Consider the following 19,314-nt stretch of genomic DNA (forward strand, 5'->3'; position numbering starts at 1 on the left):
TTAAATAAGATGTTTTTTCTACTATTAACATGTAGCTTTATTAAGTGCACCCTAAAATGCGTATTATATTATAGAATACAAAAATAGCTCTAAAGTCAAGAATGGAGGGGAATTGAAACCAATCCCCCCAACTATTGACAAAGAGCCCAAAAAACATAGATGTAAGTTTACATAAGTAACTTAAAACTATGTTTATATGATAGCACTTTATTTTTTTCCATAAATCTCTTCTATCTCATCAAGCCTTTTATCTATTCCTTTCATTTCTTCTTTTGCATCTTCTACTACACATTTTAATACTTTTGAACTAATACAGAATATCAAAGCAACGATAAAACTCCACCTAATGTATTTGGGATACTCTGAATTATAAGATATTTCAACGTAAAACATAGGTATTACGATAAGTAAACCTCCTAAAGACAAAGAAACTTTAGACATTATCGATAAAACCTTGTACATTTTATTTGTTCTTTCAAAATAATTCACACTACTTCCCCCCTCTTTTTACATAATATCATAAACGTTTTATATTGTGAATAAAACCATACCCATAAAACAAACATAGCCCTAAGTTTACCTACGTAACTTAAAACTATGTCTTTATGATAGTACTTTATTTTTTGTGTTAGGGGTTTGTTTGCTTTGATAGAAGTTTGTTTAGGTATTACATATGCTCTGATTTCACTATAACTCTATTCTTCCATCAAGGGCACGGGTAAGGGTGATTTCATCAATGTATTCTAGATCTCCACCAACAGGTACGCCATTGGCAATTCTTGTTGCTTTTACACCTAGTGGTTTAACTAATTTACTAATATACATTGCTGTCGCTTCACCTTCTACTGATGAGTTTGTGGCTAATATAATTTCTTTAACCTCATCATTATGTAGCCTTTGAATTAATTCTTTAATCTTTATATCATTTGGCCCTATCCCTAGCATGGGTGATATGGCACCATGTAGAATATGATATATCCCTTTATATTGTTTTGTTTTTTCATATGCAGCCATATCTCTTGGATCTTCAACAACCATTATAATACTTTTATCCCTATTCATATTGCTACATATAGAACAAATCTCTACATCCGTTAGGGTATAGCAAGAACTGCAATAATGGACCTTTGTTTTTGCGTGAGTTATAGCTTTAGATAAATCCTCTGCTTGTTCTAATGGCATATTTATTATATGAAAAGCTAATCGTTGTGCTGTTTTTGCACCTACTCCAGGTAATCTAGCTAATTCTTCAATTAATCTTGAAATAGGCCCACCAAAATAATCCATTCTATTCACCTTTCTTACTTCATAAATATAAACCAATTGATATCTGTGAATAACATAATACTAACCCCCACTATTAAAGCGGGGGCAATGAGTTAACTTATTCCATTACTTAAAATCTAATTTTCATAATTAAAATGGAAATCCTCCAGGTAATCCTAATCCACCTGTTATTTTAGACATTTCTTGATTTACCATTTCATCCGCTTTTCTTAGTGCTTCATTTACAGATGCTACAATTAAATCTTGTAACATTTCTATATCTTCTGGATCTACAACTTCTTCTTTTAAAGTGATTGAAACGATTTCTTTTTTTCCAGAAGCAACAGTAGTTACTGCGCCACCACCTGCTGTTACCTCAACAGTCTTAGTCTCTAATTCACCTTGTGTTTCTTCCATTTGCTTTTGCATTTTTTGTGCTTGCTTCATTAAATTATTCATATTGCCAGGCATACCTCCTGGAAATGCACCGCCACGTCTTGCCATTATTAGTTCCTCCTTATAATCATTCCTTTTAATTTGTTTGCATTGCAAACTCTATGTTTAAACCCATATATTTATATATATGTTTTAATCCTCATAAGTTATTTCAAAATTTACTTTTTCTTGTAATTTTGAATAAACATCATTGCTTTCATTTGAATCAGATTCTTGAACACCTGTATTTTTAAATTGAAGTTCAATGCTTTTACCTAATTCATTTTCAACGGTTTCTTTAATTGTTTTCTTTCTTTCATCTGCCTCAAGATAATCTTTTGTTAATTCATCTTCACACATGATGGTTAGCATTGTACCATTTATATCAGGCTTTGTTTTTTTAAGATATGGTTTCATATTTATAGGTATTCTGTTAACAACTGATGGCCATTTTCCAATTAAAGCTTTCATATCTTCTGTTAATGCTTTAGGTCTTTCTTTTATTACAGGCTTTATATCTTCTCTCTTACTATTATCAATTGGTGTATGAGTCGTTACAATACCCTTTTCTAACTGACTTTCAACTTTTATAAGTCTTTCTATTAATGATGTGTAATCTAATTCCATTTCTGGTTGACAAATATTAATTATGGCAACTTCTAAAAGCACTCTTTTTTGAGAAGAATACTTTATTTGATTGGATAAATCAGATAATATTTTTATATATCTCAGTATGGTTGTTTCATCTATTTTTGCACTATGCTCTTTTAATAATAAAATAGATTCCTCTGACATGTCAAGAACATAACTTGGGTCTTCAACTGTTTTCGTAATAAGCAAGCTTCTAATATACCATATAAAATCATTCAAAAACTGTCCTAAATCCCTACCTTGCATAATTAAATGCTCTACTGTATCTAAACTATTATAAACATCTCTATTAATAAAGTTATCTAATAGCTGGCTAAAGACACTTGTATCCACTGCACCTAATATATCTAAGACTTTATCCATAGTTAATCTTTGACCTATAAAGAAGGATATGCATTGATCCAATATACTTAAAGCATCACGCATAGACCCATCAGCCACTTTTGCAATATATTGAAGGGCCTTTTCTTCAACATCAATATTTTCTTTTATCATTAAATCCACTAGTAGTTTGGTGATTGTTTCTATAGATATTCTTTTAAAATCATATCTTTGACATCTAGATAATATGGTGATCGGAATCTTATGCGGCTCTGTTGTTGCTAATATGAATATAACATGTTCTGGTGGCTCTTCAAGGGTTTTTAATAAAGCATTAAATGCACCTATAGAAAGCATATGCACTTCATCAATAATATAAACTTTAAATTTTCCCTGTGTAGGGGTGTATACCACTTCATCTCTTATATCACGAATATTATCTACACCATTATTAGAGGCAGCATCTATTTCAATAATATTCATAGATTTTTGCTGATTTATAGCATCACACACTTCACAAGTATTACAAGGACTTCCCTCCATAGGGCTTATACAATTAACAGCTTTTGCAAATATTTTTGCTGTAGATGTTTTTCCAGTTCCTCTCGTACCATTAAACAAGTATGCATGGCCTATCCTATTAGATGTAATCTGATTGGTTAAAGTTTTTACAATATGATCTTGTCCTATAACATCTTTAAATTCTTTTGGTCTAAATTTTCTATATAATGCTATATATGACATTTTCTACACTTCTTCCTTTATAAGGGTTTTTATATATCTATTTATATTATACCTTAGGAGTATAATTAAATCTATATTACACTTACTTTAAATAATTTTTTATAAACAAAAAAACTGGCTCTTCAACCAGTTAAATGACTTTTATATTTAAATTCCGTGCGCCGCACTTCGACTAACTCTCACAAGCGTTACCTTTACAGTTAACTCAAATCAGGCACCCTCACGGCACACAGGGGGACTTGTTTAGTGCTGCTTCCTTCCGGACCTGACACGGTTCACAAGTTCCTGTTGCGTAAGACCCAATCGTCATCGCCACTTATAAAGGGCAGCCTTACAAGAAGATAGCCTCGGATTGACATCACCCCTGCTATAGCGGATTGCAGGTACAGGGCACCGCTGACTCCCCGGCTGCACGGAAACTTTATGACTATTTAATTTATTATTTGATCACATTATTTTAATTATAATTTGTATGTGCAACGTTAAGTATAGTACTTTTTTTAGTATATGTCAACTGGTATAATTTATGTTATCTTGTTTTGTTTTTTCTTAATTCTTTGAAAAATTCTCTCAGTAAATCAGAACACTCTTCTTCCAATACACCTTTTACAATATCTACTTGATGATTAAATTGTTCAATACCCAATATGTTTATTATAGAACCCGCACTACCTGATTTTAAGTTGTTGGCACCAATTATTACTTTGGGTATTCTAGCTTGTACAATTGCACCTGCACACATTGGGCATGGTTCTAATGTTATATACATCTCACACTCTTCTAGTCTCCAATCCTTTAGAAACTCTGACGCTTCTGCAATAGCCAATAGCTCTGCATGGGCTAAGGTGCTTTTTTTAGTGTTTCTCATGTTATATCCTCTACCAATAACTTGGTCTTTATACACGATTATGCAACCAATTGGTACTTCTTTAATATCAAATGCTTTTTTAGCCTCTTCTAAGGCTTCATTCATATAGTACATATCATCATTCATCATAAGATTCTCCTAATAATATATAAAGGAATTTATTAATTATATCATTTCCTACTACAACTGTCTAATTCATATACCTCTTTTAGTGCCCCTTATTGCTAGTCTTATAGATTATTGATATAATCAAATAATGTTTAAACTATTATATAGATAAATTTTAAGAGGTGTATCATGAAAATCCTTGGTCTTATTAAAACCACATTATTAGATTATCCTGGACATGTATCTGCAACTGTCTTTCTAGGTGGTTGTAATTTTCTTTGTCCATTTTGCCACAATAAATCACTGGTTATTCCTTCTGAAGGGGAAGAGGTATTACATAAAGAAGATGTGTTAGATTTTTTACAAAAGCGCGTTGGCATTCTTGAAGGGGTTTGTATTACTGGGGGAGAACCTACCTTGAATAATGAGCTTATCGATTTTATAAGAACCATAAAAAAGATGGGTTATAAAATCAAGTTAGATACCAATGGCACTAATCCACAAATGATTAACAGCCTGTACCAAGAAGACTTACTAGACTACATTGCTATGGATATTAAAAATTCTCCAACAAACTATTTAAAAACAGTAGGCCTAACCCATTTTAATTTTGATCATATATGTCAATCCGTAGCATGGCTTAAAAATAATTATATCCCCTATGAATTTAGAACCACTATCGTCAAAGAATTACATACCCATGATGATATTAAAGAAATAGGAAAGTGGTTAGATGGTTGCACTAACTATTATTTACAGAACTTTAAACCCTCTGAAAATCAAATCGTTCCAGGGTATTCTAGCCATAGCAAAGAAATATTAGAAGAATTTATGAAAATCCTTAAACCTTTTATTAATAATATAAAAATAAGAGGACTATAATATAAAGAATATGTATATTTTTTTTTAGAGGTGTATATGATTAAAGAATATATGACAAACCGCTTAATATTAAAAACACTAGATGAATCACATACAAAAAAAGTTATAGATTACTATTATCGCAACAAAGAATTTCTAGAGGCTTGGGAGCCTAACAAGCCACCCTATTTTTACGATATAGGGTATCAAAAAAACATATTAACCATGGAGTTTAATGAAATAGCCGCTAGAAAAATGTTGCGTCTATGGATTTTTAAAAAAGAGGATCCTAAAAAAATTATTGGAACACTATCTTTTAACAATATTATTGGTGGTTTTTTACAATGTTGTCAATTAGGTTATAAGCTAGATACCACAGAAGTGAATAAAGGCTATATGACAGAGGCAATTACTAAAGGCATCGAAATAATGTTTAGTGAATATAATCTTCATAGAATAGAAGCTTACATAATGCCACAGAATGAACCTTCAATACAAGTTATTCATAAACTTAATTTTATTAAGGAAGGTCTCGCTAGAAAGTATATTAAAATTAATGGTAATTGGGAAGATCATATATGCTATTCCCTGATTAAAGAAGATCTTTAACTCATAATGCTCTTTGTTCTTGGTCATCAAGCTTTTACGTTATAGGAATTAGTCCTTTCTTATAGCGCAAAAAAAATCCTTGGCGCCGCTGCCAAGGATTCTTTGAATGAGGGGGAGAGTATTTCAATGTAAGAGGTATCTTGCAAATTCATTATAACTTTATTTTGTGGACAGAGTATGTAAAATAAATGAATAATTTGTAAACATTTTTGTCTTTTTATGTCGTCATTATTTTACAAATATTAGTTGTACTCACCATTAAATTCCATTAGATGTTTCCTATATTTCAATGGCACAAATTGCTGTTGTAATTTGGCGTTTTCTCTACTTTTTATACTTATATTTTCAAAGTAATTTTTCCAAAGGGATTGAAATTCCTTTTCTTTTTCTGAAATAGGTAATTCAGAATCCAAATGATAATCAGATATAATATAATCCTTTTTATTGTATGCTAATGCAATCTTTCTTTTTTTATCATTGATTATAAAATTTTCAGTCTTAAATCTGTCAACAAAGTGTTTTAATATAATTGGTAAAATATTATGGTCTGGCTCTATTTCAGCAAATAAAACATTTCCTACTTCTATAAATCTTACTAATCCTAAAAACCTATGGGCTTCCATATTGACCCTCTTAGAGAGTTTTAGAATAGGTGCCACTGTTGGGTGGGTAAAATAATTATTAATATCCTTTCCCATCTTAAAGCCATATACAATATAATTTAACATTTTATTTTCTTTAAAATCATCATTGGATAAAAAAACACTGTTAAGATGCCTTAATGCTTCAAAAGATATTTTTTCTCTTATTGCCTTTGATACTTTTTTAGATTTATCTATTTCTGTCTCTACATAGGCATACTTATCTATAAGATTATACTGATATGATGCATTTGGGTAAATGCCTAATGCTTTTTCTTTATAATAATGGTAGTAAATACAGGTCAAAAAGCCATCAAAAGTACCATCGTATAAATAATCCATTACCTTCCTCCTAAAATAATGTTAATTGTTCGTACTTATTTATAGGTACTAATGCTTCACGAATACCATTCTCATTCATTTCTTTTAAACCTTCATACTTACCATTGCAAGTAATAAAATATTTAGCCCTTTTTACCACAACACCGATTTTTTTCAAGTCATCATATTGAATTAAACCTATTCTTCTTTGCCTGATTATTCTTTGGGCCGATCTTACACCTATTCCAGGAATTCTTAGCAACTCTTCGTAGGATACTTTGTTGATTTCCATTGGAAAATGGTTCATATTCTTTAATGCCCACATCATTTTTGGGTCAATGTCCAACTCAAAATTAGGATTGCCTTCGTTCAACAACTCATTGGCATCAAATTTATAAAACCTTAATAACCAATCTGCCTGATACAATCGATGTTCCCTTACTAATGGAGGGGTTGTTTGAATAGAAGGTAAATTAGAACCTTGATTAACAGGTACATAGGCAGAAAAGTACACTCTTTTTAAGTTAAATCCTCTATATAAATTTTGTGTGTTTTTTATAATGGTTAAATCTGTATCTGGAGATGCCCCTACAATCATTTGAGTCGATTGACCTGCGGGAACAAACTTTGGTGTACTTTTAAAATATTGATTCTCAAAGACTGATTCTTCGATACCTTCTCTGATTTGCTTCATAGGCAAATAAAGGCTATCTATTTGTTTTTGAGGTGCTAGTACTTTCAAACTATTTTCAGAGGGTAATTCAATGTTCACACTCATTCTATCTGTAAGTATTCCTGCTTGTTTTATTAAGATAGGGTCTGCTCCTGGTATTGCTTTTAAGTGGATATATCCTGAAAAACCGTATTTATTTCTAAGTAACAATAATACCTTAACCAATCGCTCCATTGTATGATTAGGATTCTTTTCTATTCCTGCGCTTAGAAAGAGGCCTTCTATATAATTTCTTCTATAAAATTCAATAGTCAACTCAGCTACTTCTTCTGGGGAAAAACTAGCTCTTTTTATATCGTTACTTATTCTGTTAACACAATACTCGCAATCATATACACAGTAATTGGTCATTAGAATCTTTAATAATGAAACACATCTACCATCTGCAGACCAAGTGTGACATATCCCTGCAGAGGTGGCTGATCCTAATACTTTATTGTTACTTCTATTCACACCACTTGTTGAACAAGACACATCGTATTTTGCCGCATCTGCTAGTATTGATAATTTTTCTAATACTGACTCTTTCATTTCACATCACCAATACCATTATACCAAAAAAACGCCACAATTAAAACATATGTTCTAATTTAATTTTTTGTATTATCTTCCTATTACATATTTATAAACCTGTATACAAAATAGGCTAGAAAATTTGTTTCACTCAACAAATTTTCTAGCCTTTATAAAATATAAAAGGGGGATAGTTTTGTTATATAATACCATAGTGTTATTTCTTTTTTATGAAGGTATTATTAATTTTTTATTACATATGATTACCAACATCTATGGTCCAATATCCATATTCACCTGGCTTAGGATATGTGTCACAACAACATCTGAATTTATTAAACCCATATAAATAAGCAATAAATCTATCCTTTTTATGATAAATACCAGGCACACCTAACATATACTTATACCCTTTTTCATTACAATCATCTTCTACTTTTAACAGTATTAGATGTTTATACTTATTATATCCATTAAGTAAGAATGTATTGTTCATTAACATCCAAATATTAATAGGCAGTGTTGCAATATCTTTAGGTTCAATTCTTATACAGTCTAAAATATCTTCATATCTTTCAAATGGCGCCATTTTAGGATACTCACTAAACATTTTATTATGTAATATGTCTAGTTCTTTTTCATCTAATTGTTTCCTTAGTAATTCTTGAGGTGGGGTTGCATTTTCGAATACAGGATTATAGTCATCTTTTCCTTCTTTATATCCCCATTTTTCTTTATATCTTTTTTCTTCTCTTTTTAGCAACTCTAAATCCAACCCTTTATATTCACTGTTATTGAAATTTTTACCTTTACTAATTACATCACTTTTATTTATATCATTGTTTACAAGATACATATCATCCTCATCTGGAACTAGTGGTTCTTCTGGTAATTCTGGGACCTCTTCTTCCTCAGGAACTCCTTCTAAATCATCTTCTATGTAATTATCCAATTCTTCTGGTCTTTCAATTTCAATTGCATTCTCATTTATATCATTTTGTAATCTTTCTTCTTCCTCATACATTCTTTCAAATGGATTATTGTTGTTTTGATGATCCTTATTGACATTAATTGATTCCTGTTCTTGTTTATTATTTTTCTGAGAAATGTTATGTACTATACTTTCTTTTTTCTCTACTTTTCCATACTCTTTAAAGCTATCCATATTGATTTTAGTATCCTCACTAATACATCCACCATAATAGATATCTTTAACCCTATCATCCTCATAATAATCTTTTTTCACAACTACAATTCCAACTAAATCTTCAATAGCATAAGGTGATGACATTACTTTAACTCTCTGTGTACTTACTTTTAATTTTCCACTATTATTCTCAATTTCTAATGTGCCTAGTGGAATTGCAATCATATTCCCTTTTTCGTATTTAAATCCATATGCTTTTAAAACCTCATTTGGTCCAATTTCTACATCATTTAAGAACACATATATCTTACATTTGTCGTCCCTTGCATCTATCTTCCCATGCCCACATCTATTCTTTTTTACACCATATTGATATTTATTTAAGTCCATGTATTGTCTTAAATATTTATTACTCATGTTAAAGACCCCCTTTTATACATATATATTTATTAAAAGGGGGTTTTATTATTATTTTTTCATTAAAATTATTATTTACTTAGTAGATCTGTAAATATAGCGAATTCTTCTAATGACATGGCTTCTCCTCTAATACTTACAGATTTGTTCATTTCTATTAATACCTCTTGTATTCTGTTTTTTTCAATATCTAACTGATTGGATAAACTATTTAATAAGGTTTTTCTTCTTTGATTAAAAGATGCCCTAATAATTTGAAACATTAACTTTTTATTTGAAACTTTAATAATTGGTTCCTTATATTTTTTTAGTTGTATAACTGCTGACCCCACATTAGGTCTTGGCATAAAGCAATTTTGTGGCACATTAGCAACAATATACGGCTCTGAATAATATTGAACCGCTAAAGATAATGCCCCATAATCTTTGCTCCCTGGCATGGATTGCATCCGTTCTGCCACTTCTTTTTGTACCATTACTGTAATACTCTCTAATGGCACTTCATCTTCAAATAAACCCATAATAATAGGTGTTGTAATATAATAGGGTAAGTTTGCAACGATTTTTACTGGTTTGTTATCATTTCTTTCTTCAATTAACTTTTTAAGATTCACTTGTAATATATCTTGATTAATTATTGATACATTGTTGTAATCACTAAGGGTATCTTCTAATATAGGTATTAAATTCTTATCAATTTCTATGGCTATAACTTCTCTTGCACTCTCAGCTAAATACTGTGTTAAACTGCCAATTCCAGGTCCAATTTCTATAACCAGATCGTCTTTATCTATATTAGATGAATCAATAATTTTATTAAGGACGTGCAAATCTATTAAGAAATTCTGACCAAATTTCTTCTGAAAAATAAAATTGTACTTTGTTAATATTTCTTTGGTTCTTTTGGGTGATGCAATTCTTTCAATCATAAAATCCCTCTTGATATAAATTATTTAACATCAAATAACTTAATTCCATTTTCTCTTGTAATTTTTATAACTTCATCATACTCAACACCTTTTATATCTGCTATCTCCTTAGCAACAAGATCTAAATAGGCTGAGTGATTTCTTTTTCCTCTATAGGGTACAGGTGCAAGGTATGGACAATCTGTCTCTAATAATAAGCTTTTTAGTGGTATACCCTTTACAACTTCCTTTGACTTTTTTGAGTTTTTAAAAGTTATAACACCTCCTATACCTATATAAAATCCCATATCCACATATTCTTTGGCAATTTCGTAACTATAGGAAAAACAATGTATGACACCACCCACTTTGTCTGCATGGGTCCCTTTTACAATATCCATAGTATCTTTTGCGGCTTCTCGGCTATGAACAATAATAGGAAGTTTTTTTTCTTTTGCCAATTCTATTTGTCTCTCAAACCATAGTTTTTGGATTGTTTGTGGTGAATTATCATAATAATAATCCAATCCAATCTCTCCAATTGCAATTACTTTTTTATGCTCTGCTAATGTATCTATTCTCTGTATAATACTTTCATCAATACTTAATGCATCATGGGGATGGACCCCTACAGCTGCATAAATATAATCATATTTTTCACTTAACGCAACAGACTTTTGGGAACTGTCTAAGTCAGCACCCACATTTACTACATATTCAATGCCTTTATTAGGCAACTCTTTTAATATTTCATCTCTATCTTCATCAAATTGTTTATCATCATAATGTGCATGACTTTCAAAAATCATAATATCTCCTTTGTAACTGGCTTTCCTTAATAATTATTAAGGGGACAAAAATGTCCCCGTAATGTCATACTATCTTACTTCTGAGCCATGTGGTATATCCTTTTCAACAGTTGCTAGAACCAATTCACCTTTATCATTAGAGGCAGCTAAAATCATTCCTTCTGATAATACCCCTCTTAATTTAACAGGCTTTAAATTGGTAACAACAATCACTTTTTTACCTACCATTTCTTCTGGAGAATAAAATTTTGCAATCCCTGATACAATTTGTCTTACTTCATCACCAATCTGAATTTTAGACACCAGTAATTTATCGGCGCCTTCTACTCTATTGGACTCAATAACTTTACCAACTTTTAATTCAACTTTACCAAAGTCTTCAATACCGATAAAATTACTTTCTTCTTTTTTTTGCTCTTCTTTTTTTATTTCTTTTTTCTCTTCTTTTTTAGGTTGTTCTTTTTTACTTCCTTGAGCTTCTTCTAATGCTTCTATTTCTTTATCCAAATCAATTCTCGGGAAGATCACATCACCTTTTTCAACTTGTGTAGTTTCTAATTGTCCCCAAGTTAAACTATCCCAACTAACTAAATGTGAATCCTTTATACCTAATTGTTTTCTCATTATAGCTGGTGTTTGAGGCATAAATGGCTCAATTAGAATAGAAATCATTCTTAAACTTTCTACAAGATAATATAGAACATTGGCCAGTTCTGATTTTTTATCCTCTTCTTTTGCAAGAACCCATGGTTTTGTTTCATCAATATATTTGTTGGTTCTTCTTACTAAATTCCATATTTGTGTTAATGCATCACTAAATAATAGTTTTTCCATACTGTCTTCAACTTTTGAAACGGTTTCTAATGCTAATAATTCTATGTCTTTATCAAATTCTGTTGCTGTTCTTTCTAATGGCAGTTTGCCTTCAAAGTATTTTTCAATCATGGCAACAGATCTAGATACCAAGTTACCAATATCATTGGCTAAATCCGCATTAATTCTTTGAATTAGAGCCTCATTTGTGAAGTTTCCATCTTGTCCAAATGCCACTTCTCTCATTAAGAAATATCTAATGGCATCTGAACCATATCTATCAACCAATACTTTTGGATCTACAACATTACCTTTTGATTTAGACATTTTTCCACCATTAATAACCAACCAACCATGACCAAAAACTTGCTTTGGTAATGGAATATCTAATGCCATTAAAATTGCTGGCCAAATAATTGTATGGAATCTAACAATTTCTTTTCCAACTAAATGTACATTGGCTGGCCAATACTTTTTATATAAATCATCATTATCTCCCCCATACCCTAATGCAGAAATATAGTTAGATAATGCATCAATCCAAACATATACAACATGTCCCTTATCAAACTCAACTGGTACGCCCCAATCAAAAGACGTTCTAGAAACACATAAATCTTCTAGACCTGGTTTCAAAAAATTATTAATCATTTCATTTTGTCTTGTTTGAGGTTGTATAAATTCTGGGTTATCTTCTATATGCTTAATTAATTGATCTTGATACTTTGATAATTTGAAGAAATAGGATTCTTCTTTTACTTTTTCTACACTTCTATTACAATCTGGACAATTCCCATCTTGTAATTGTCTTTCTGTAAAGAAAGTTTCACATGGCGTACAATACCAACCCTCATAAGAACTTTTATAAATATCACCTTTATCATAAAGGGCTTTAAATATCTTTTGAACTGTTTCTATATGCTTTTTATCCGTGGTTCTTATAAAATCGTCATAAGAAATATCCATTGTTTTCCACAAATCTTTTATCCAGTGAACGATATTATCTACATATTCTTTTGGCGTTGTATTACTTTCCGCTGCTCTTCTTTCGATCTTTTGACCATGCTCATCCGTACCTGTTAAAAACATTACATCATATCCACGCATTCTTTTGTACCTTGCCATTGTATCCGCTGCAACTGTTGTATAAGAATGACCAATATGTAATTTATCACTAGGATAATAGATTGGTGTAGTAATATAGTAATTCTTCTTTTCCATAACTCTTTTCCTCCATATAAAACTTTTTGTTATTCCTATTATATAGTTTTTACCAATTAAATGTAAAGTATTTATGCTTTTTAACCTTAATTAAACTTGTTTTTCCAATACATTAAGACAAGATTATTCTTGTTTTTCATATAATTAATTAGCCATAATATAAAATTAATGTATATTACGATATATTCTCTTATTCATTGTTTGTTTATAATAAATCTAAATTATTTGTTTATTTTGGTTGTTATACACCTTTTATTGTAATATAATTATTAGGTAATTATTATTTATAGGGGAGGGTATTTTATGCAACCTTGGTGGGAATCATTAGATGCTTTACAAAAGTTTTTATATATAATTGCTTTTGCTTCTACTTTTATTCTTTTAATACAATCTCTTTTTAGTGTGTTTGGTCTAGATCAAGACTTTGAGTATGATGGTGGAATAGATGACTTTAGTGCTGATTTTCAATTTTTCTCTATTAGAGGCATGATTGCTTTTTTCACTTTGTTTGGATGGACTGGTGCACTTTTAAGTCAAACACCCTTAAGTCGCTTTTTGATTATGACAATTGCCTTAGTGGCAGGTTTAATAGGAATGGTCTTAGTGGCTTTTCTCTTTTATAGTATGACCAAATTACAACAAGATGGTACTTTTAATTACGAATATTGTGTTGGTCAAATTGGTGAAGTTTATTTACCCATACCTGGAAAAAGAGCCTTTAAAGGAAAAATAGTTATAACCATTCACGATCGTTCAATTGAAGCAGATGCTATAACAGACGAAGATGAAACCCTTTCAACTGGTTCTATTGTTAAAGTAATTGCGGTTGTCAATCAATCTACACTTGTTGTTGAAAGAAATTAATATTTAACCAATATGTACCCTACCATTCTATGGTATTTAACATATTGGTTTATATATATAATACAATTACATTAAGGGGGAATTTTTTAAATGCAAATTAATCTCATATTTATTCTTATTGCTGTTGCTGTTTTTCTGGTTATAACCACAATGATAGCTCTATTATCACGTTATCGCAAATGTCCATCAGACAAAATACTAGTAGTCTATGGAAAAGTAGGAAGTAGCAATGGTCAAATTCACAGCGCAAAATGTATTCATGGTGGCGCAGCCTTTATATGGCCAGTAATACAACATTATGAATTCCTAAGTTTGACACCTATATCCATTAATGTTGATCTTAAAAATGCACTAAGCAAACAAAATATACGTATTAATGTGCCCTCTAGATTTACTGTTGGTGTTTCCACAGAAGCAGGGGTTATGCAAAACGCTGCTGAAAGGCTATTAGGTCTAAAATTACAGGAAATAGAAGAGCTAGCAAAGGATATTATATTTGGACAGTTAAGACTTGTTGTTGCCACTATGGATATTGAGGAAATCAATACGGATAGAGATAAGTTTTTAGCGGCTGTTTCTAGAAATGTAGAATCGGAACTTAAAAAAATTGGTTTAAGACTAATTAACGTTAACGTTACTGATATCAGGGATGAATCTGGTTATATTGAAGCCCTTGGTAAAGAGGCTGCAGCAAAAGCTATCAATGATGCTAAGAAAACTGTAGCTGAGAAAAATAGAGATGGTTCTATTGGTGAAGCAATTGCTCAAAAAGATGAAAGAATCTCTGTAGCTGAAGCCAATTCTCATGCTATACAAGGGGAAAATGAGGCAAAGGTTACCGTTGCTAATTCTGAAGCCCTAAGAAGAGAAAAAGAGGCGGAAGCCTTACGTAAAGCTACTGCTGCTGAAAAAGTTCAGTCTGCTAAAGCTTTAGAAGAGGCCTATGAAGCAGAGAAATTAGCTGAGTTAGCGAGAGCTGATAGAGAACGCGCTACTAAAGAAGCAGATATCATTGTTAAAGCTCAAATTGACAAACAAAAAGTTGAAATTGATGCAGAAGCTTCTGCCGAACAAACTAGAAGAATGGCAAAAGGTGAAGCAGATGCCATTTTCCTTCAAATGGAAGCTAAAGCAAGAGGTATGCAAGAAATCCTTAGTAAGCAAGCTCAAGGCTTTAGTGAGATTGTTAAAGCAGCAGGTGGGGACGCTAACGATGCTGTGAAATTATTACTTACTGATAAAATTGAAGATCTTGTTAAAATACAAGTGGAAGCCATTAAAAATATTAAAATTGATAAAGTTACTGTTTGGGACGGTGGAAGTGGTCAAGGCAAAACACCTGCTACAGCTAACTTTTTATCAGGTATAATAAAATCAGTACCTCCTCTAAATGATTTACTAGATATGGCTGGTATGCAATTGCCCGAATATCTAGGCAAGGAAAAATCAAAAGATGCACCTGCTTATGAAGTGGATGAAGAATCCGCACCAGAGACTGAAGAAGAATAATTTAGATATTTTTAGTAAAGATATTTAATAAATCATGTATTTTTGTACAAAGGAAATTCATATATATATATGAATTTCCTTTAATTTCTTTGAGAGGTGTCTAATATGAAATGCCATTTTAAAAAAATATTTACCATATTTTTTGTTTTTCTTCTTCTACTATCAATAATTGGATGCAGTAAGAAGCCAACAGTTACACCTGATGAAAATGCAGAATTTGCTATGTTCCTAGACAATTTATTTAAATCTGAGCTTGAATCTAGTCCTCTAGATATAGCCTACACTTTAGCTTCCCCAGAAAATTATAATTTAGATCATATTATACCGTCCATGCCTGATTTATCCGAAGAAGCATTTTTAAAAGATATACAAAGAATAGAAAATATTATAAATGAGTTAAAAACCTTTGATTATGAAAATTTGTCTACAGATGAAAAACTAACCTATGACATACTAATGAAATACTATGAAGTGGCTCTAATGTCAAAAAATTTGTATAAACACAGAAAAATTTTAAGCCCTTCACTAGGCATGCAATCCCAATTGCCTATATTTTTTGCTGAGTACCCACTTCGAATTAAAAAAGATATTAATAATTACCTAAATTTATTAAATGAAGTTCCCATATTATTTAATCAAGTTATTGAATTTGAAAGGTTAAAAGCAACTGAAGGTCTATTAATGCCTGCCTTTGCAATGGAATCCATTATTGAACAGATTAATTATTTTACTTCTTCAGTAGAAGATAATTTCTTAATAGAAATTTTTATAGATAAAATTAAAGATATACCAGGTATTACAGCAGATGATATTACTCAATTTGAAAATAGAAATAGAGATTTAATTATAAATACTGTTATACCCGCCTATGAAGAATTAGCTCTGGCTCTTACTCAACTTAAAGATAAAAGTGTAAATAATAAAGGCCTTTATTATTTACCACAAGGTACTGATTATTATGAATATCTTTATTATTCTTATACAGGTTCTTCAAAAACATTAGAAGAAATTATAGATTTAATCGATTTAAGAATTCGTCAAACATTTGTTCAGTATCATGTTTTATCTCAACAAGACGTAGATTTAATTGATGCCTATTTTGAGTTTTCATACAAAATTGACTCACCAGAAAATACAATTAACTTTTTAATAGAAAGTATGAATACTTATTTTACCAATGTTGGTAATCCTGCTCTTGACATTAAATATGTTCACCCCTCATTACAAGAGCATTTAAGTCCTGCATTTTACTTAATTCCGCCTATTGATGGGGAAAGCAACCAAGTAATTTATATTAACAATAACCAAAAATATGATTTAGATAACTTATATCCTACAATTGCTCATGAAACTTATCCTGGGCATTTGTACCAATATATCTACTTTAGGCAACAAGATGTCCCTCGAATTAGACAAATATTAAATTATCCTGGATACAGTGAAGGATGGGCTATATATGCTGAAAATTTTTCAATTGGTTTTTTAGACATTCAAGATTCCTTGTCTCAAATTCTTCAATATGATAGAAAGATTGATTTATTAATCCAAGGACGAATAGATATTGGCGTTAATTATGAAGGATGGGCTGTTGAAGATGTTGCTACTTATCTTGATTCATTGTATTTAAACCTTGATATTGAGGTTATAAAGAACATATTTCAATACGTTATTGAAGAGCCTGCTAATACCTTGAAATATTCTATAGGGTATTTAGAAGTATTATTATTACAAGAGAAAGCAGCATCTTTAAATTCTGATTTTGACATTAAAGATTTTCACGATTTTATTCTTTCTATAGGGCCTGCACCCTATGAAATTATTGAAAGAGAATTAGAAAAATGGTTAAAAAATAAATAGCTCAGTTTACTTTATCCTATTAAAACAAATGGCACCCATAGGGTGCCATTTTAGTTGTATTTCTTTTTAAAATAATCTGTTATATTACCAAGGGCTTTTATAAAAATCTTTACTTCTTCTCCGTCAAGATTTTTTATTGTCTCATCTATCATTTCTTTATGAAACTTTAAATGATGTAAAAAAGCTCTTTTTCCTTTTGTCGTTAAAGATATTAATACTACTCTTCTATCTAATTCACTTCTTATGCGGTTAACATACCCTTTTTTAACAAGGTTATTAATGGCAATGGTTAATGTACCAACTGTTATATTAAGCTTTTTAGCAACTGTGGACATGTTTTTGGGCTTATCAATATCAATTGCCTCTATGATATGCATATCCGTAATTGAAATATCTTTAAAATTATCACTTAATAATGCTTTTTCTTCAATCTGTAATATATCATTAAATAAACCAACTAACAAATTATTAAGAGTTTTGTAATATTCTTCCAAATTATCCACCACCACTAACCATTAAGTTATGCTTATATTATACACTATATTAAAGTAATATAACAATATTTTTCTTTTTATGATTTTTCTATCCAAATAATGAATATGTAATATAAACACTAAAAACAATTCCTGCTAGATTTGCTAATAATGCTCCAGTAATGGTATACCTTGTTTTTCTAATGTTAATCGCTAAAAAATATACTGATAAAGTATAAAAAATAGTTTCAGTACACCCCATCATTATTGATGTCATTCTACCAATTAATGAATCAGGACCATAAGTTTTAAACAAGTCTAAAACAAGCCCTGTAGTTGCAGATGAACTTACTGTTCTCATAAGTGCTATGGGTACTATCTCTGATGGAAATTTTAGAATATTAGTTACTGGAGTTATAATCATTGTTAAGAAATCTAATGCTCCTGACGCTCTAAGGATACCAACAGCTACCATTAAGCCAATAAGTGTAGGCATTATACTAAATACAACTTTAAACCCATCTTTTGCCCCTTCTATAAATTCATCAAATAAAGGGACTTTACTAATCAAACCAAACCCAACAATATAAATAAAAACCAATGGAATTAAATACTCAGAAATATATAGTACAAATCTCATACCTTTTTCCTCCGTAACATAAGTTTTGCAAATATTACCCCTACTAATGTAGAAACCATGGTGGCTAATAGTGCTGGACCAATAATTTCAGCAGGATTGGCTGATCCATATTGAGACCTATAGGCTATTATATTAATAGGTAATAATTGTACAGAAGAAATATTTATAATTAGAAATGTACACATAGCATTACTTGCTACTTCTTTATTAGGATTTAATTCCTGTAGTTTTTCCATAGCTTTTAGACCCGGAGGTGTGGCTGCCCATCCTAATCCTAACATATTAGCTATCATATTGGTTGCTATATATTTTTTCGCTGGATGGTTATCTGGTATATCTGGAAATAAAAATCTTAAAATAGGTCGCATTTTTCTAGTAAGGGCCCTAATAATACCTGCTTTTTCGGCAATTCTCATTAATCCAGTCCACATAGCAATGACACCTACCAAAGTAATACATAGCTGCACTGCATCTTTAGAGGAATCTATAGCTGCCTGAGTAACCTCTGGCATATTTCCAGTAAATGCTCCTACAATAATACCAATAATAATCATATATGCCCATAAATAATTAAGCATTAAATCC

19 protein-coding genes and 1 other RNA gene are annotated in these 19,314 nt (G+C 30.7%); 5 read left to right on the top strand and 15 right to left on the bottom strand.

The genetic code is table 11. The features are described 5' to 3' along the window. Window positions 1-207: 207 nt before the first annotated feature. From EDC18_RS13800 to tadA, 6 genes are all read right to left on the bottom strand, one after another. Window positions 208-489: a hypothetical protein gene (locus EDC18_RS13800; RefSeq protein WP_132254092.1), complete on the bottom strand. Its 282-nt coding sequence runs from the start codon at window positions 487-489 to the stop codon at window positions 208-210. 198 nt (window positions 490-687) lie between these two features. Continuing rightward, window positions 688-1,287, bottom strand: a complete 600-nt coding sequence (recR, locus tag EDC18_RS13805) for a recombination mediator RecR (protein WP_132254094.1) — start codon at window positions 1,285-1,287, stop codon at window positions 688-690. 129 nt (window positions 1,288-1,416) lie between these two features. After that, window positions 1,417-1,770, bottom strand: coding sequence for a YbaB/EbfC family nucleoid-associated protein (locus EDC18_RS13810; RefSeq protein ID WP_132254096.1), 354 nt, complete (start codon window positions 1,768-1,770; stop codon window positions 1,417-1,419). Between the two features lie 84 nt (window positions 1,771-1,854). Then, window positions 1,855-3,417 carry a DNA polymerase III subunit gamma/tau gene (dnaX, locus tag EDC18_RS13815; protein ID WP_132254097.1) on the bottom strand — a complete coding sequence of 521 codons (1,563 nt, stop codon included), beginning with the start codon at window positions 3,415-3,417 and terminating at the stop codon, window positions 1,855-1,857. Window positions 3,418-3,571: 154 nt separating this feature from the next. Beyond that, window positions 3,572-3,833, bottom strand: an RNA gene (gene ffs / locus EDC18_RS13820) — signal recognition particle sRNA large type. Window positions 3,834-3,946: 113 nt separating this feature from the next. Then, a complete protein-coding gene (tadA, locus tag EDC18_RS13825; protein WP_132254151.1) occupies window positions 3,947-4,411 on the bottom strand; it encodes a tRNA adenosine(34) deaminase TadA in 465 nt (154 codons plus the stop codon). 171 nt (window positions 4,412-4,582) lie between these two features. Here tadA and EDC18_RS13830 point away from each other — a divergent pair, with 171 nt between their 5' ends. Together EDC18_RS13830 and EDC18_RS13835 are read left to right on the top strand one after the other, a co-directional pair. After that, window positions 4,583-5,275, top strand: coding sequence for an anaerobic ribonucleoside-triphosphate reductase activating protein (locus tag EDC18_RS13830; protein ID WP_132254099.1), 693 nt, complete (start codon window positions 4,583-4,585; stop codon window positions 5,273-5,275). A 36-nt stretch (window positions 5,276-5,311) separates the two neighbouring features. Then, window positions 5,312-5,863, top strand: a complete 552-nt coding sequence (locus tag EDC18_RS13835) for a GNAT family N-acetyltransferase (protein ID WP_132254101.1) — start codon at window positions 5,312-5,314, stop codon at window positions 5,861-5,863. Window positions 5,864-6,105: 242 nt separating this feature from the next. On the opposite strand, the gene EDC18_RS13840 is transcribed toward EDC18_RS13835, so the two are convergent. The 6 genes from EDC18_RS13840 to metG form a co-directional block, all read right to left on the bottom strand. Next, window positions 6,106-6,846 carry a TIGR03915 family putative DNA repair protein gene (locus tag EDC18_RS13840; protein ID WP_132254103.1) on the bottom strand — a complete coding sequence of 247 codons (741 nt, stop codon included), beginning with the start codon at window positions 6,844-6,846 and terminating at the stop codon, window positions 6,106-6,108. Between the two features lie 10 nt (window positions 6,847-6,856). Beyond that, window positions 6,857-8,089: a putative DNA modification/repair radical SAM protein gene (locus tag EDC18_RS13845; protein WP_132254104.1), complete on the bottom strand. Its 1,233-nt coding sequence runs from the start codon at window positions 8,087-8,089 to the stop codon at window positions 6,857-6,859. Between the two features lie 235 nt (window positions 8,090-8,324). Continuing rightward, on the bottom strand, window positions 8,325-9,635 hold the full coding sequence (locus tag EDC18_RS13850; protein ID WP_132254106.1) for a DUF6128 domain-containing protein: 1,311 nt from the start codon (window positions 9,633-9,635) through the stop codon (window positions 8,325-8,327). 71 nt (window positions 9,636-9,706) lie between these two features. Continuing rightward, window positions 9,707-10,564: a 16S rRNA (adenine(1518)-N(6)/adenine(1519)-N(6))-dimethyltransferase RsmA gene (gene rsmA / locus EDC18_RS13855; protein WP_132254108.1), complete on the bottom strand. Its 858-nt coding sequence runs from the start codon at window positions 10,562-10,564 to the stop codon at window positions 9,707-9,709. Window positions 10,565-10,584: 20 nt separating this feature from the next. Then, window positions 10,585-11,352 carry a TatD family hydrolase gene (locus EDC18_RS13860; protein WP_132254110.1) on the bottom strand — a complete coding sequence of 256 codons (768 nt, stop codon included), beginning with the start codon at window positions 11,350-11,352 and terminating at the stop codon, window positions 10,585-10,587. A gap of 69 nt (window positions 11,353-11,421) precedes the next feature. Further along, window positions 11,422-13,386 carry a methionine--tRNA ligase gene (metG, locus tag EDC18_RS13865; RefSeq protein WP_132254111.1) on the bottom strand — a complete coding sequence of 655 codons (1,965 nt, stop codon included), beginning with the start codon at window positions 13,384-13,386 and terminating at the stop codon, window positions 11,422-11,424. A gap of 303 nt (window positions 13,387-13,689) precedes the next feature. Here metG and EDC18_RS13870 point away from each other — a divergent pair, with 303 nt between their 5' ends. The 3 genes from EDC18_RS13870 to EDC18_RS13880 all read left to right on the top strand — a co-directional run bounded on the left by EDC18_RS13870 (window position 13,690) and on the right by EDC18_RS13880 (window position 17,616). Then, the gene (locus tag EDC18_RS13870; protein WP_132254113.1) at window positions 13,690-14,250 is read left to right on the top strand and encodes an NfeD family protein; all 561 of its coding nucleotides are present in this window, start codon (window positions 13,690-13,692) and stop codon (window positions 14,248-14,250) included. Window positions 14,251-14,340: 90 nt separating this feature from the next. Next, the gene (locus EDC18_RS13875) at window positions 14,341-15,759 is read left to right on the top strand and encodes a flotillin family protein (RefSeq protein WP_132254115.1); all 1,419 of its coding nucleotides are present in this window, start codon (window positions 14,341-14,343) and stop codon (window positions 15,757-15,759) included. Window positions 15,760-15,864: 105 nt separating this feature from the next. Beyond that, entirely contained in the window at window positions 15,865-17,616 is a 1,752-nt protein-coding gene (locus EDC18_RS13880; protein WP_132254117.1) for a DUF885 domain-containing protein, read from the top strand. 50 nt (window positions 17,617-17,666) lie between these two features. Here the strand turns inward: EDC18_RS13880 and EDC18_RS13885 are convergent, their stop codons facing one another. From EDC18_RS13885 to EDC18_RS13895, 3 genes are all read right to left on the bottom strand, one after another. Beyond that, window positions 17,667-18,110, bottom strand: coding sequence for a MarR family winged helix-turn-helix transcriptional regulator (locus tag EDC18_RS13885; protein ID WP_132254119.1), 444 nt, complete (start codon window positions 18,108-18,110; stop codon window positions 17,667-17,669). 88 nt (window positions 18,111-18,198) lie between these two features. Beyond that, window positions 18,199-18,729 carry a spore maturation protein gene (locus EDC18_RS13890; RefSeq protein WP_132254121.1) on the bottom strand — a complete coding sequence of 177 codons (531 nt, stop codon included), beginning with the start codon at window positions 18,727-18,729 and terminating at the stop codon, window positions 18,199-18,201. Beyond that, window positions 18,726-19,307 carry a nucleoside recognition domain-containing protein gene (locus EDC18_RS13895; protein WP_132254122.1) on the bottom strand — a complete coding sequence of 194 codons (582 nt, stop codon included), beginning with the start codon at window positions 19,305-19,307 and terminating at the stop codon, window positions 18,726-18,728. Before EDC18_RS13895 ends, EDC18_RS13890 begins: the two co-directional genes overlap by 4 nt. Window positions 19,308-19,314: the final 7 nt, after the last annotated feature.

This window comes from Natranaerovirga pectinivora (genome assembly GCF_004342165.1).
Taxonomy (GTDB): Bacteria; Bacillota; Clostridia; order Lachnospirales; family DSM-24629; genus Natranaerovirga; species Natranaerovirga pectinivora.

Bases quoted from the DNA above. Each gene is read 5' to 3' on its own strand.
- EDC18_RS13810 (WP_132254096.1), bottom strand. From the start codon at position 1,770: ATGGCAAGACGTGGCGGTGCATTTCCAGGAGGTATGCCTGGCAATATG.
- EDC18_RS13895 (WP_132254122.1), bottom strand. From the start codon at position 19,307: ATGCTTAATTATTTATGGGCATATATGATTATTATTGGTATTATTGTA.
- EDC18_RS13890 (WP_132254121.1), bottom strand. From the start codon at position 18,729: ATGAGATTTGTACTATATATTTCTGAGTATTTAATTCCATTGGTTTTT.
- rsmA (WP_132254108.1), bottom strand. From the start codon at position 10,564: ATGATTGAAAGAATTGCATCACCCAAAAGAACCAAAGAAATATTAACA.
- EDC18_RS13840 (WP_132254103.1), bottom strand. From the start codon at position 6,846: ATGGATTATTTATACGATGGTACTTTTGATGGCTTTTTGACCTGTATT.
- EDC18_RS13880 (WP_132254117.1), top strand. From the start codon at position 15,865: ATGAAATGCCATTTTAAAAAAATATTTACCATATTTTTTGTTTTTCTT.
- EDC18_RS13835 (WP_132254101.1), top strand. From the start codon at position 5,312: ATGATTAAAGAATATATGACAAACCGCTTAATATTAAAAACACTAGAT.
- EDC18_RS13875 (WP_132254115.1), top strand. From the start codon at position 14,341: ATGCAAATTAATCTCATATTTATTCTTATTGCTGTTGCTGTTTTTCTG.
- recR (WP_132254094.1), bottom strand. From the start codon at position 1,287: ATGGATTATTTTGGTGGGCCTATTTCAAGATTAATTGAAGAATTAGCT.
- EDC18_RS13870 (WP_132254113.1), top strand. From the start codon at position 13,690: ATGCAACCTTGGTGGGAATCATTAGATGCTTTACAAAAGTTTTTATAT.
- tadA (WP_132254151.1), bottom strand. From the start codon at position 4,411: ATGAATGATGATATGTACTATATGAATGAAGCCTTAGAAGAGGCTAAA.
- dnaX (WP_132254097.1), bottom strand. From the start codon at position 3,417: ATGTCATATATAGCATTATATAGAAAATTTAGACCAAAAGAATTTAAA.
- EDC18_RS13860 (WP_132254110.1), bottom strand. From the start codon at position 11,352: ATGATTTTTGAAAGTCATGCACATTATGATGATAAACAATTTGATGAA.
- EDC18_RS13830 (WP_132254099.1), top strand. From the start codon at position 4,583: ATGAAAATCCTTGGTCTTATTAAAACCACATTATTAGATTATCCTGGA.
- metG (WP_132254111.1), bottom strand. From the start codon at position 13,386: ATGGAAAAGAAGAATTACTATATTACTACACCAATCTATTATCCTAGT.
- EDC18_RS13850 (WP_132254106.1), bottom strand. From the start codon at position 9,635: ATGAGTAATAAATATTTAAGACAATACATGGACTTAAATAAATATCAA.
- EDC18_RS13845 (WP_132254104.1), bottom strand. From the start codon at position 8,089: ATGAAAGAGTCAGTATTAGAAAAATTATCAATACTAGCAGATGCGGCA.